The organism is Paenibacillus apii (genome assembly GCF_011043685.1).
In the GTDB taxonomy this organism is placed as follows: Bacteria; Bacillota; Bacilli; order Paenibacillales; family Paenibacillaceae; genus Paenibacillus_AQ; species Paenibacillus_AQ sabinae.
On the sequence record NZ_JAAKGU010000001.1, the window covers coordinates 307,668 to 321,664 of the forward strand.

General features: G+C 53.0%; 13 protein-coding genes. All 13 read right to left on the reverse strand.

Translation table 11 applies throughout. The annotated features are described in order from the left end of the window. Positions 1-114: 114 nt before the first annotated feature. Positions 115-606, reverse strand: coding sequence for a YajQ family cyclic di-GMP-binding protein (locus G5B47_RS01500; protein ID WP_025335299.1), 492 nt, complete (start codon positions 604-606; stop codon positions 115-117). A 155-nt stretch (positions 607-761) separates the two neighbouring features. Beyond that, on the reverse strand, positions 762-923 hold the full coding sequence (locus tag G5B47_RS01505) for a hypothetical protein (RefSeq protein ID WP_165093578.1): 162 nt from the start codon (positions 921-923) through the stop codon (positions 762-764). An 84-nt stretch (positions 924-1,007) separates the two neighbouring features. Beyond that, entirely contained in the window at positions 1,008-2,021 is a 1,014-nt protein-coding gene (locus G5B47_RS01510) for a RodZ domain-containing protein (protein WP_165093580.1), read from the reverse strand. A gap of 25 nt (positions 2,022-2,046) precedes the next feature. After that, a complete protein-coding gene (locus G5B47_RS01515) occupies positions 2,047-2,814 on the reverse strand; it encodes a DUF3388 domain-containing protein (protein ID WP_025335301.1) in 768 nt (255 codons plus the stop codon). Between the two features lie 180 nt (positions 2,815-2,994). Beyond that, a complete protein-coding gene (locus G5B47_RS01520; protein WP_165093582.1) occupies positions 2,995-3,258 on the reverse strand; it encodes a DUF3243 domain-containing protein in 264 nt (87 codons plus the stop codon). A 91-nt stretch (positions 3,259-3,349) separates the two neighbouring features. Then, positions 3,350-4,111, reverse strand: coding sequence for an elongation factor P 5-aminopentanone reductase (gene ymfI, locus G5B47_RS01525; RefSeq protein WP_165095351.1), 762 nt, complete (start codon positions 4,109-4,111; stop codon positions 3,350-3,352). 5 nt (positions 4,112-4,116) lie between these two features. After that, positions 4,117-5,397, reverse strand: coding sequence for an EF-P 5-aminopentanol modification-associated protein YfmH (yfmH, locus tag G5B47_RS01530; protein ID WP_165093583.1), 1,281 nt, complete (start codon positions 5,395-5,397; stop codon positions 4,117-4,119). Beyond that, positions 5,397-6,680 (reverse strand): EF-P 5-aminopentanol modification-associated protein YfmF, encoded by a 1,284-nt coding sequence (gene yfmF / locus G5B47_RS01535; protein WP_165093585.1) that lies wholly within the window; start codon positions 6,678-6,680, stop codon positions 5,397-5,399. The genes yfmH and yfmF overlap by 1 nt, the downstream gene beginning before the upstream one ends. A 171-nt stretch (positions 6,681-6,851) precedes the next feature. Further along, complete coding sequence (sleB, locus tag G5B47_RS01540) at positions 6,852-7,691, reverse strand: spore cortex-lytic enzyme (RefSeq protein WP_165093587.1); 840 nt, start codon at positions 7,689-7,691, stop codon at positions 6,852-6,854. A gap of 173 nt (positions 7,692-7,864) precedes the next feature. Continuing rightward, positions 7,865-10,510 (reverse strand): FtsK/SpoIIIE family DNA translocase, encoded by a 2,646-nt coding sequence (locus G5B47_RS01545; RefSeq protein ID WP_165093589.1) that lies wholly within the window; start codon positions 10,508-10,510, stop codon positions 7,865-7,867. A gap of 98 nt (positions 10,511-10,608) precedes the next feature. Continuing rightward, entirely contained in the window at positions 10,609-10,830 is a 222-nt protein-coding gene (locus G5B47_RS01550) for a YlzJ-like family protein (RefSeq protein ID WP_165093591.1), read from the reverse strand. After that, positions 10,827-11,600, reverse strand: coding sequence for a ClpP family protease (locus G5B47_RS01555; protein WP_165093593.1), 774 nt, complete (start codon positions 11,598-11,600; stop codon positions 10,827-10,829). The genes G5B47_RS01550 and G5B47_RS01555 overlap by 4 nt, the downstream gene beginning before the upstream one ends. Before the next feature lie 222 nt (positions 11,601-11,822). Beyond that, positions 11,823-13,502, reverse strand: a complete 1,680-nt coding sequence (locus G5B47_RS01560) for a ribonuclease J (RefSeq protein WP_025335310.1) — start codon at positions 13,500-13,502, stop codon at positions 11,823-11,825. Between the last annotated feature and the right edge of the window lie 495 nt (positions 13,503-13,997).

Genomic DNA, 13,997 nt, shown 5'->3' on the forward strand with positions numbered 1-13,997 from the left:
AAAAGCACAAATCCACATTATCTCAACAAGTATAATATAGCCATAATTCAGCTGTCAAAAACAGAAAGCACCCCGCAGGGCTGCGCATGACAGGCCGCTGCGGGGTATACTAAGTTATTTCAGGTTCGTATATTGAAGATCCAGCGGCAGATCCGCATTATTGAGAAGCTGGATGATCTGCTGCAGATCGTCCCTGCTCTTGCCGGTGACGCGAATCTGGTCGCCCTGGATTTGGCTCTTGACCTTGAGTTTGGAGTCACGGATCAGCACATTGATCTTCTTGGCGTTCTCCTGGTCAATTCCCTGCTTAAGGCCCAGCCGCTGACGGACTGTTCCGAGCGAAGCCGGCTCGATTTTGCCGAAATCAAGGTTCTTTGCTGAAATGCCTCTTTTGATCATCTTTGACTGCAAAATATCAATAACGGCATTCAGCTTGTACTCGTCATCGGCTGCGATGATCAGGGCGTCTTTTTCCAGCTTGAGACTGCTCTTGCTTCCCTTGAAATCGTAACGGTTCTGAATCTCCTTCTCGGTCTGGTGAACTGCATTGGTTAATTCCTGAACGTCCATTTTGGACACAATATCAAATGAGCTTTCCGAAGCCATGGTTCCACGTCCTTTATGATCTATATTCAGCTATTATTATATGAAAAAGAAAAGGTCAAGTCTAACAGCCGGCTGCTTTGACGCCGGAACGCAAAAAAAATAACGCCTCCCTCAAAGAAAATCCCTCCTTGCGGGAGACGCTTCTTAAGCGCCCGTTATCTGCTTCGGGCGGGATTACGGAACATGTCCAAAATCCCCAATACGATATGAGCGAGACCGAAGCCCAGAATACCGTAGCCCCAAGCGTTCGGCATCAAATAGTAACCAAGCAGACTGACAATAATACCCAGGCCGGTTACAATCCAGCTGACCGTCATCGATTGCACCTCGCTTTGATGGATGAACTGTTAACCATTCCTTAGCGTCTCCAAAATAGCAAAGTCTATACGAATAAACGATACTTATTCGCCTGTGGCAGCCGTGTCCCCGCTGTCAGCCGTTTGTCCGTCGGCGGAGGTGCCCGCCGATGCGCCTTCGGCCGGTGTTCCCAAGCCGTCATCCAGCTTAAGCAAAATACGCGACGTGGTCTTGCCGTCCGTTACCGCCTGCCCATTCACGGTAATCTGCGTAGCAGGAGAATAGCCGGATTTAATATAAATACCTTCACTATCCAGCGTAAAGGTCATAGTATCTCCTGCAGCCGTACTTCCAAAAGAGAGCTTCTCTCCTCTGGAATTTTCGCCTTTATAGACCTCCAGCCAACTTTGGCCTGTCGCTGTAATGACCACCTGCGGATTAGTGCCGCTCACCTTGAATACGGTAGTCTTGCCCGACTTCCCGTCCATTACAACCGTTCCGTCTCCCGGGGATGGCGAAGCAGATGGAGATGGAGAGGCGGACGGTGACGCCGACGGTGAAGGGGATGGAGACGCGACAGCTTCCGCGCTTGCTCCGGCTTCGGGGCTAGCCGTAGCAGCCGGAGTCGCACCTCCTCCATTCGCAGGGGCCGGTCCTGTGGACTGAGTTGCCGACGGAGACTGAGTGCTCTCGGTAATCGGATTTCCGTCAGTCTGCTCATTAACCGATTTCCCCCAGTTTGAAGCATACATGTAAATAACCGCAATAATCAGTACCGGAAAAATCCACATCAATAGCGTCGGAAGCCATTTGGCATTCCGCTCGGTCTCGGGTCTTCGGCTGCGCTTCTGAAGCACCGACTCCATTGTGGAAGGCTCTTCCCTGGTCACCGGAACGCTTCCGGGCTCCTGCACGAGATCATCGGGATTGACGCCAACCGCCTCAGCATAGGTCTTGATAAAAGCGCGGACATAAAAACTGCCGGGAAGAACCTTGTAGTCCCCCGCTTCGATGGCTTCCAAATATTTTTTGCGGATCTTCGTTACTTCCTGTACATCATCCAGACTCATTCCCTTTTGCAGACGGGCCTCTTTCAACTGCCGGCCTAGTTCCGACATGCCATCACCTCCTAATCCTCTCTATTTACAAATCGTCACTGTAGCTGGCCGTGAACGTATCGTACAGAATTTCTTCGTTCGGATTATTCCGTAGTTCAATCAGAATATCGAAATCGTCATACGTATACTCCGACTCGCGGACAAAAATATCCGGGTGCTCAATCACTTTCGTACTCGGCATCGTCATAATGTCTTTGAGCAGATTGTAATGCTTCTCATTGGACCGAATCGTACTGACAATGCCGTCGATGATAAAAATATTGTTCGGATTCATTTCATCCTCGGCAAGTTGACTGCGAACGGTCTGCCGGAGCATCGTCGAGGAGACAAACGTCCAGCGCTTCATCGCGCACACGCTGCCGGCAATAATCGATTCCGTCTTGCCGACGCGCGGCATGCCGCGAAGTCCGATCACCTGATTGCCATCACGTTTAAAGAGCTCTCCCAGAAAATCGACCAAAAGGCCAAGCTCATCCCGCGTAAAGCGAAACGTCTTGCGGTCGTCCGAATCCCGGTCGATGTACCTTCCGTGACGAACGGCCAGCTTATCAACCAGACGCGGAGAACGCAGCGCGGTTACCGTTATATTTTCCACCTTCTTGAGCATTTCGCCCATAAGCAGGATTTTCTCATCGTCGTTCGTTTCAAGCAGCATGCCTCGCGTCTTGTCCTCTACTCCGTTGATGGTCAGAATGTTGACCTCAAGCATACCGAGCATCGAGGCGATGTCGCCGAGTAAACCGGGTCTATTCTTATGTATCTTGTATTCCATATACCATTGTTTATATTCCAACTTCCACACCTCTTAATGTAAATTCCTCTCCCCGGGCCTTATCTGTCAAAAAGTAACAAGATACGACAATCCAACAGTCTAACGGGTCATGTTTATGATATATAAAATGAAATTGAAAGGCAAGACGATTAGCCGGACAATTGCAGAAAAGCTCCCTCGAGGGGAGCTTGTTCCGCCGGGTTATGCGTTTTGCTTCGCCAGCTTGACCATGAGGGAGGCAATGGTATGGCGCTGACTTTCGTCACCGACATCCCACAGCTCTTTGATCGCCCGGTTCGAGGCGTTTTGCGGATCGACCTTTTTATCAAGGAATTCCCCGATTTCAAAGGCCAGCTTGGCGATCGTATCTTCGCTCATGCCCACCTTTTCGGCCTGGATGACCCGTTCGCCCAGAAATTTCTTCCAGGTATCATAGTTTTTGATCACTGAAGATTCTGTTGACATCTTAAATCCTCCTTCAGGGTTAAAGATTTAAAAGCAACAGTTCTAATATGTCCTTGAAGAAAATCCGTTATTCGGCGAAACCTTGCTACTTTCAGGTAATCCAGCCGCCGTTCGGACTAATGATTTGCCCATTGATATAACCGGATTCCGGCAGCGCCAAAAAATAGACAAGCGACGCTATTTCTTCCGGCGCGGCCAACCGGCCCGCGGGAATTTCATCCTCCAGCATCCGAATCTCGTCCTCCGCCAGGTTATCCAGCATCGCGGTCCGCACGGCTCCCGGAGCCACCGCGTTCACCGTAACGCCTGAAGGGGCTAATTCTTTGGCTAAAGCCTTGGTAAACGCATTGACCCCGCCCTTGCTCGCGGAATAGGCGACTTCGCAGGAAGCGCCTGAAACGCCCCATACCGAAGACACGTTGATGATCCGGCCAAACCGCTGAGAAACCATATAAGGCATAAAAATCTGGCTGCACAGAAAGGTTCCCTTTAAGTTGATGTCCATGACGTCGTCCCAATCCTCTTCGGTAAGATCGGCCAGCATGCCGTAGTGCGATTTTCCAGCGTTGTTCACCAGTATATCGGGCTGCATGCCGCTGGCAGCAAGACGTTCCGCCATACGCTGCAGCTGGCTCCGGTTCCTGAGGTCTGCGGCAACGGTCATTACCTGCGAACCCAAGTTCATGCAGCGCCGCGCCACTTCATTGGCCGACTCATGGGAATTCATATAATGAATGACAACCTTCATTCTGGCGGAGGCAAAGCGCTCCGCAATGGCGCCGCCGATACCGCCGCTTCCCCCGGTTATCAGCACCGTCGTTTCTCCTAGCGGCTTTCCGCTCTCTCCCGTGATTTGCACTATGGATTCACCACGACAGATACCGCGAGCTGATTCCAGTCGATATGCTCCCGCAGCCGCTGATTTACTTCGTCCAAAGTAATGGACTCATATTCCGGAAGGACGGCAAAGAGGTCCCCGCCCCGGAACTGGTGACGCGTAAATTCATGGGCGATGTTCTCCGGAGAATTCAGCATGCGCAAATAGCCGCCGATTTTTTTGTTGCGGGCCCGGTTGAAATCGCGTTCGTCGAAGCCTGACTTGAGCAGGGGTTCTATCTCTTCCCTGATCCGCTTCAGCAAGAGCTCAGGGTCCTTCGTATCTCCGCCGATCGCGGAAAAGGCGTACTGCGGCGAGCTGTTGTACTCGTGGCCGAAGCTGTCGGAAATCAGCTCTTCGTCGTACAGCTTCTGATACAGGGCCGTGCTGCTGCCCAGCAACAGGTCGAGCATCAGCTTGGTTGTCAAATCCCGGCGTACGGCGGCTTTGCCGGTCAGGCCGATTTCTTTTTCCTTGAAGCCGAACAGGCATTTGGGCATGGAGACAGCCAGCTTGTTCTCAAGCCGCTTGATACCGACTTCTTCCGGCTCTTGCTCAAAAATCCGCTCAATCTCGCCCTGGCGTTCATAAGACTTCCCTTCCTGATTGCGGCGGACCAGCTCAATGACCGACTCCGGGTTTACGCCGCCGACAATAAACAGCAGCATATTACTTGGGTGATAGAAGGCGTTATAGCACGTATAAAGCGTTTCTTTGGTGATCGTCGAGATGGATTCCACCGTGCCGGCGATATCGATCCGAACCGGATTCTTCTGATACATCGCTTCGATCAAGCCAAAGTAGACGCGCCAGTCGGGGTTATCGGCATACATGTTGATTTCCTGTCCGATGATGCCTTTTTCCTTCTCCACATTCTGATCCGTGAAATAAGGCCGCTGCACAAAGTCGATCAGAGTCTCGATGTTCGTTTCGATATTTTCCGTGGCGGAGAATAAATAGACGGTCTGCTCGAAGCTGGTAAAAGCGTTCGCCGAAGCTCCGTTCGAAGCAAAGGTGGCGAAGATATCGCCTTCCGGCTCTTCAAACATTTTATGCTCCAAAAAGTGGGCGATGCCGTCCGGGACCGATGTTTCCTCTCCGCCGGCTACCCGGAAGTGATTGTCGACCGAACCGTATTTCGTCGCAAAAGTGGCGTACGTCTTCTTGAACCCCGGTTTCGGCAGCACATAGACCTTCAACCCGTTATCCAATACTTCGTGGTACAGCGTTTCCTGAAGCCTGTCGTAATGGATTTGTTCCATTAGCTCTCCTCCTTCTGCCCTGTCAGGAAATAAATCGTATCGAGCTCTACGGTGCCGGCTGCCCGCTTCACGTCCTCCGCGCCGGATGCTTCCACCTGGCTCATCAATTCTTCCGTGGAACGTTCCTTGCCGGACAATACCCGGTTAAAGTCGAATGCAATCATTTCAAAGGCGGAATCCTGGATTTCCGAAAGCAGGTTGCGGATCATCGCTTTGGTCTGATTCAGCTCCAGATCGCTGATATTGCCCTGCTTCATTTCATCCAGCTGCTTGCGGATAATGTCCAAGGCTTTATTGTAGTTCTGTATTTCAATGCCCGACTGTATGGTGGCGATGCCTTTATGCCCGTCATAGCGGGAGGAGGCGTAATAAGCGAGACTTTCTTTTTCCCGGACGTTCACGAACAGCTTGGAATGCGGATAGCCGCCCAGAATGCCGTTATACATCAGAGCGTGCGCATAAGCGTCGTCCCCGTAGGTTATGGATGTTCGCAGTCCCATGTTCAGCTTGCCTTGGCCAACATCCATCCGCTCTTCCACCGTTCGGACTTCCGTAACCTTTTTCGGTGAAAAATGCGACTGATAAGGGGAAGCCGACCGGCTGTCAAGCCCGAAGTGCCGTTCCACAAGCTTCTGCACTTCCTCGGGACTGGTGTCGCCGACAACATACAAATCAAGAATCGCTCCGTCCAGCCATGCCCGGTAGGAGTGATGCAGCGAATCCGGCGTAATGGACTCAAGGTCCGCTCTTTGTCCAAGGGGATGCAGACGGTATGGCTCTTCGCGGCACATTTCCTCGATACAACGCTCTGCTGCGTAACGGATTTTGTCGTTGACGATGGACTCCAGCTTCTTGCGTACGGTCTCCCGCTCCGTATTCACATAGGAAGGACGGAAGCTACCGCCCTCGAGCAACGGACGGGTCAGCACCTCGCCCAAAAAAGCAAAAGACTCGGCCAGCAGACTTTCCTTGCTCTGAACGAATGAGTCATTGATGGTGTCCATGCGGAACTGGATGATCTGATAGTCTCCGCGCTTATACACGTCAAAGCCGAAGCCGGCTCCATACAGCTCCTCCAGACGTTCGCGGAACTGGGTGGTTTCCGGATAGGATGCCGTGCCCCGACGAAGCACGAACGGAATCAGAGCGGTCGGGGTAACGGTATCCTCGGCGAGAGGAACGCCGGCATACAGCGATATCGCAAAGGTCTTGAACGTCTTCGTCGGCAGTACATGAATGCGTATGCCTCCTACGTTGCCATGCTGAAATACGTGATTTGTCAAGGCCAAAACTCCTTTACGGCTCGGATAAAAAGCTGTTTTACCAAGTTTATGAAGTAATATTTATTCTAAACCATTCCAAACGAAGGAAGCAACCGGAAGACAAGTCTTCCGATTGCTCCCATGGAACTGCCGCCAAAGAACCTGTTTCAGTGGCGGTCAGCAGTTCAGATTTTACATGCAAAATATATGCTCGCCGATCGTCTTCACCTGCGGACGCGTCCAAATCCATTTGGAGGTAGCCGTCTTCGGATTGAAGTAATACAGACAGCCGCCCGACGGGTCCCAGCCGTTCAGCGCCTGCTGAACCGCTTTGCGCGCCTGCTCATTCGGCGTCAGATAAATTTGCCCGTCGGCGACGGCCGTAAATGCACCCGGCTGGAAAATGACGCCCGAAGGCGTGTTCGGAAAGCTCGGGGATTTTGTCCGGTTCAAAATCACGGCCGCGACGGCCACCTGACCTTCAAACGGCTCGCCCCGGGCTTCCCCGTAAACAGCGTTCGCCATTATCTTGAGATCATTTTCCGACAAACCCATCGTGTTTCCGGACGCCAGCTCCGCTTTAGGCTTGCCTTTGTTTGTAGTAGTTTTAGCGGTTTTTACTCCGGCGGAAGGTTCTGTAGGACGCCAGTTCTTGGTCGCGTTGTAAAGCTTGAGCTTCGTCTTGGCCCCGACAACACCGTCCGCCTTCATTCCGAACTTCCATTGAAACCATTTGACGGCATTCAAGGTATCGTAGCCGAATTGACTATCTATTTTGTCTGAAAAATAGCCCAGGTGCTTTAATCGCCCCTGCAGTTCGTACACATCGGGCCCCGAAGCACCGTATTTCAAGGGCGTGGTGCCGAAAGCGGGCAGCGCCTCGTCATAGGCCCCGGTATCGGACGAAGAATTTGCTGCGGAATTCTGCGGCTGTGGTGCTGACGATTTCCCCCCGGAGAAATGTTCGATCAGCGGGACGGACGCAAGCGTAAGGGATAGTACGGCAATGATCCATAGCTTCTGATTCTTCATTTGGCTTCGCTCTACCTTTCTCTTGTAAGTTCTGCATGGATGGCTAACGTTATTATGACGACCGTGAGGGAATCCTATGCACCTTCAGGAACGAAAAGAAAGGATGGACCAAAGCTACAAGTCAAATAAAAAACGCTCCTTCTGGAATCAAAAGGAACGCTTCTCCATAACGATTATGAACTAATCCGGTTCTGCTGGTACTGCTCCAGCGAAATCAGCACCTCGCGCGGCTTGCTGCCCTCATAAGGTCCGATCACGCCTCTGGCTTCCATTGAGTCGATCAGCCTTGCGGCGCGGGTGTACCCGACGCGCATCCGGCGCTGGAGCAGCGATACCGACGCCTGCTTGGCCTCCAGCACGATTTGCACCGCCTGCTCGTACAGTTCGTCCTGCGGCTCCTCAGCTTCCGCCGCCGTATCGTCGACTTCAGGGACGATGGACTCGTCATACTCCGCTTCTCCTTGGCTGCTGACGTAATGGACGATCGCTTCAACCTCGGCATCGCTCATGAAAGCCCCCTGAACCCGGATAGGCTTCGATGAGCCCATCGGCATAAAGAGCATATCGCCGCGTCCCAGCAGCTTCTCTGCTCCCGCCATGTCCAGAATCGTCCGCGAATCCACCTGCGACGATACGCCAAAGGCAATCCGCGAAGGGATATTCGCCTTGATGACGCCGGTAATGACGTCTACCGAAGGGCGCTGAGTGGCGATAATCAAATGGATACCGGCCGCCCGCGCCATCTGCGCCAGACGGCAAATAGCGTCCTCTACATCGCCTGCGGCAACCATCATCAGGTCGGCAAGCTCGTCCACAATAACGACGATGTACGGCAGAACAGCCGCCGGGTTATCCTTCATGAGCTGGTTATAGCCTTCGACATTCCGCGTCCCGGATTTGGAGAACAGCTCGTACCGTTTCTCCATCTCAACCACGATCTTCTTGAGCGCGAGGCTGGCGCGTTTCGGGTCTGTTACTACGGGAGCCATCAAATGGGGAATGCCGTTGTACACATTAAGCTCAACCATCTTGGGATCGACCATCAAAAATTTGACTTCGTCCGGCTTAGCCTTGTACAGAATGCTCGTAATAATGCCGTTAATGCAGACCGATTTGCCCGATCCGGTCGCTCCGGCAACAAGCAAATGGGGCATCTTGGCAAGGTTGCCGATGATGGTCTGCCCGGAAATATCCCTGCCGAAAGCAATGGTCAGCCTGGCTTCGGCTTCCTGGAAAATTTGCGTTTCCATGACTTCTCTCATCGTAACCAGCGATACTTCCGGATTCGGCACCTCGATGCCGATCGCCGATTTGCCGGGGATCGGCGCTTCCATCCGAATATCCTTGGCGGCCAGAGCCAAAGCGATATCGTCGGTCAAATTGACGATCCGGCTGACCTTCACGCCGATATCGGGCTGAATCTCGTACCGGGTAACGGCCGGGCCCCGGACAACCTCCAGCACCTTCGCCCGAACGCCGAAGCTCTCCAGAGTAGCCTCCAGCTTGCGGGCGGTCTGCATGTAATCATTCTGGTCCCCGGCTTTGCCCCCGTTGTTTGGCTTGGACAGCAGACGGAACGGCGGAAGCTTGTACGGCTTAGGCGGCGGTACAGGCTTTGGCGCCTCGGCTGCTGGCAATTCTTCGCCCGTCTCGTTCAAGCCGCCTGCAGCTTCTGTCGGCGCTAGGCCGGTATTCTCAGCAGGGACGGCATCCTCCGTCTCACTCGTAATACCAGAGGCGGGTGCCGGCTTCATGCTGCTGCGCGCAGCCGGTGAGAACTCGCCCCACTCCTCCCGGTCCTCGTCGCTTAAGCCTTCCGAGCGGATGTGCTCGAAGAAATCGCGAATGATTGGAGTCACAGGCTCCACATCTTCACTGTCAAATTCAAAATCGTTATCCTCACCCGAATCGGACCAATCCGAACGGGAAGTCACGCCCGAAATAATCGGAACATTGTCCCATTCCGGTTCCTGTCCGTGTTCTTCGTCAGATGCCATTGAAGCTTTCGATCCGGAGCCCGGAGATTTGCGCTTGATCAGCTTATCGAAGAATTGCGGCTTCTTCCGATTAGGCAGAGTGGTCTCTTCCTCATCATCTTCGTCATCGTCATCTTGTGAGGATTGTGAACGGAGCTTCGCCCTGTCTCCGCTCCGGTTCGATACCGGCATCGCCTGCGGGCGGCTTGCGGCGCGGAGACGGATGCCTTCCGCAAGCTTGACCGCCCGGCTTCTAAGCAAGCCGAACAGCTCGATGTAGGAGAGGTTCGTCACCAGCATAAAGCTGATCGCCAGCATGACGATCATGAGCAGCTTGGCGCCAAGGGTCCCGAACAGCCACAGCAAAAATGCGAATTCCAGTCCGCCGACATAACCGCCGCTGATATCCTTGCCCAGCAAGTACACGCTGCTGCCGTTCACGCCGGGAGACAAAGCGCCAGCCAGATCCTTCCGGGTCTGGGACAGCACGTTACCGGGATCGAGCATGGACAACGGTCCAAGCTTCTGCTCCATGGCGGAGATGCTGCTCATCAGGCACATCGAAAGCACCAGCAGCAGAACACCGCTGTGCCGGCTGTTCCAGTTCGAAGGCCACTTCCGGTAAATCATAACCATTAATCCGTAATAGATGCCGACAAGCGGCAAAACGAAATAGAACCGGCCAAGCAGGTAACCGGCAAGGCTCGATAACGAGCGTCCTACTGCCGCCTCGCCAGATAATGCAATAACCGAGAAGGTAATCAGGAGAATGCCGTAGATTTCATATTTTAAAACGCTGCCCAGCAGCGCCTTCTTCTTTTTCCGTTTTTTCCGTTTCGCCACGCCAGTCACCCCCGAAACAGTATTATACCATATAATGGCGTGGCGTACCTATGTTCTCTTTTGTCGGAAAATGCGGCTCTTTCTACGAACAATTACCCTCAGGCCCCGGACGGAAATGAAATGATTTGACCCGGCGCAAGACCGGGTTCCAGATAGCGGCCCAGCGGACAGTTCAGCAGTCTTACGATTCGGGCTCTTCCTTCGCTCAGCGGTTCCACCTGCATTAGAATGCCCTGTACAGTGACTTCAAGCATGGATGGAGGCGCCTGTATCGCCCCTTCCCATACCTGATCCGCGGATATAACGGAGTACAGGATCATTGGGTCAACCCTCCCGTTTCAGCAGGCGCTCCTCTAAGCGCAATCAGCTCGTTTAATTTCGCCATGGCGGTTCCGATACCGCCCACTTCGTCCATAAGACCGAATTTGACTGCATCGTTACCGCCAACCGCAGTTCCGATATCCCGGTTGAGCTCTCCCGTCTTGAACATCAAATCCTTGAAGCAATCGACGGAAATCCGGGAATGCGACGTTACGAACCGGACAACGCGCTCCTGCATTTTCTCCATGTACTCGAACGTCTGCGGCACACCGATCACAAGTCCGCTCATCCGTATCGGATGGATCGTCATCGTCGCACTTTCCGCGATAATCGAATAACTGGACGATACGGCGATAGGCACACCGATGCTGTGGCCTCCACCAACGACAACCGTTACCGTCGGCTTCGACAGCGACGCGATCATTTCGGCAATGGCGAGTCCGGCTTCCACATCTCCGCCCACCGTATTCAAAATAATAAGCACACCCTTAACCGTCTTGCTCTGCTCGGCTGCAACCAATTGCGGAATGATGTGTTCATATTTGGTTGTTTTGTTATGGGGGGGCATGACGATATGCCCTTCAATCTGTCCGATAATCGTTATGCAAAAAATTTCCGGCTCGACCACCGGAGCAGCCGTTTGTCCGAACTCTTTCACCATGCCGACCGTACCCGCAGCCTGCTGGGTCTGTTCGTGGCCCGGCTCCTCTCCCGCAGGAGCCTGCTCTTCGTTAAAGTTTGTTATCTTGACAGGTTCAAAGCTCTCCATGCTCAGCGCTCCCTTTTTCGCCTGCTCTCAAAGCACTTTGGCAGGCTTATGGTAATGAATCTCCCGGTTAGTATGACTAAACGGCCCCCGCCATTATGCAGCCTCATCAAATGGATGCGGGCTCTACCGAAAAATGCAAAAAAGCCCTTCTCCGCCGGAAACCGTCCAATATTTCCGGTGAAAGAGGGGCTTTATCGAGTTCAGCTTAAATGGAAAATAACCTTAGACTTCCATGATGATCGGCAGGATCATCGGTCTGCGGCGGGTTTGCTCATACAGGAACCGTCCGAGCGCATCCTTGACGCTTGTCTTGAGCGACGCCCATTCGTTGACCTTCTCGCTCATCAGGCGCTGTAGCGTGCTGGAGACAATCCGGTTGGCTTCGTCAAGCAGACCTTCCGATTCGCGCACATATACGAAGCCGCGCGAAATGATATCAGGTCCCGAGACGATGGCGCCGTTTTGCTTGCTCAGCGTAACGACGACAACGAGAATGCCGTCCTGCGACAGCAGCTTGCGGTCGCGAAGAACGATATTGCCTACATCGCCGACACCCAGGCCGTCGATCAGCACATTGCCGGAAGTGACCTTGCCGGCTTTGCGGGCCTGGCCGCCTTGAATCTCAACCACTTCGCCAAGCTCCGTGATAAAGATGTTGTCCGGGTCAACGCCAACGGATTGCGCCAGCAGAGCGTGTCTGCGCTGCATGCGGTATTCGCCGTGAATCGGAATGAAGAATTTCGGCTTCATCAGGTTGAGCATCAGCTTCAGCTCTTCCTGGCTGCCGTGTCCCGATACGTGCACACCGGAATTCGAACCGCTGTAAATAACGTCCGCTCCCAGGCGGAACAGTTCGTCTATCGTACGGCCGATATACTTCTCATTGCCGGGGACCGGAGTTGCCGCGATGATAACGGTGTCGCCGGGCAGAATGTCCACTTTGCGGTGGCTGGAGCGCGCCATGCGGGTGAGCGCCGACATCGGTTCGCCCTGGCTGCCCGTGCAGAGCACGACAACCCGGTTGGCCGCCATCCGGTTCATTTCTTCCGGTTCGATCAGCATGCCGTCAGGCATGTTCAGGTAGCCAAGCTCGGAAGCGATCGATACAACGTTAACCATGCTTCGGCCGATTACGGTAATTTTACGGCCGGTCTGCTCTGCGGCATTGACGACCTGTTGAATGCGGTGCACGTTGGAGGCAAATGTTGCCACCACCACGCGCTGCTCGGCTTTGCGGAAAATATCTTCGAGCACAATCCCGACATTTTTCTCCGATGGAGTAAAGCCCGGTTTCTCCGCGTTGGTGCTATCGGACAAGAGCGCAAGCACACCCCGCTGTCCGATTTCGGCCATCCGGTGCAAATTCGCGAATTGACCATTGACTGGGGTATGGTCAAACTTGAAGTCGCCCGTATGAACCACGTTGCCTTCCGGAGTTTCTACACACACGCCGACAGAATCGGGAATGCTGTGGTTTGTTCTGAAGAAAGTTACGACCAGCGAGCTGCCGAGCTTGATCTCCGAATCTTCGTTGATCAGAATGCGCTTCGTTTCGCCGAGCAGGTTCGCTTCCTTCAGCTTGTTCTCCACCAGACCGAGCGTCAGCTTCGTTCCGTACACCGGAACGTTCAAATGCTTGAGGACATAAGGCAATCCGCCGATATGGTCCTCGTGGCCGTGCGTAAGCACAATGCCTCTTACCTTGTCGCGATTCTCCGTCAAATAGGAAATATCCGGAATAACGATATCAATACCGAGCATATCCTCTTCAGGGAACTTCAGTCCCGAGTCCACGACGACAATGTCGCTGCCGTATTGTACCACGTACATGTTCTTCCCGATTTCCCCGACTCCGCCCAATGCGAAAATCATCAGTTTATCATTGTTGTTTTTTTTGGACAAATGAATCTAACCCTCCTATTAATGTTGGACGTCATATGTTATTTGAATCAAGAACTTCAATTCATTAGCGGCATTGAACGTAAACCAAAAGCAAAAAATCCCCCGTAAAGAAGAAAAAGGGCGTAAAGGCGCAAAAAATAAAAGCCTAATAAGAGCTTCCGCCCGCGGTCGGCACGTTTCTGTAAGCGAACCTATGCCGTCAAGCATTCAGCCGCGACCCTCGCAGCGCCTTTATCGACAAAGCACGTCCAGGTCTGGAAAAATAATCCTGTAGTTTCAGACAGACCTTTAGTGTTAGACATGACGGAAGAAATTGCCGCATATTCAATTTTAACCGCACCCAGTCACTTAACCACATTATACATGATATTTTTGTCAAAAGACAAGTCGCGGGAATTAGATACCCGTATTGTTTCCGCTAAAGCGGGGCATTATTTCAGATTGTCCAAAAAACATACAAAAAACCGGCCCTCATTTCGAGGACCGGTTCACTCC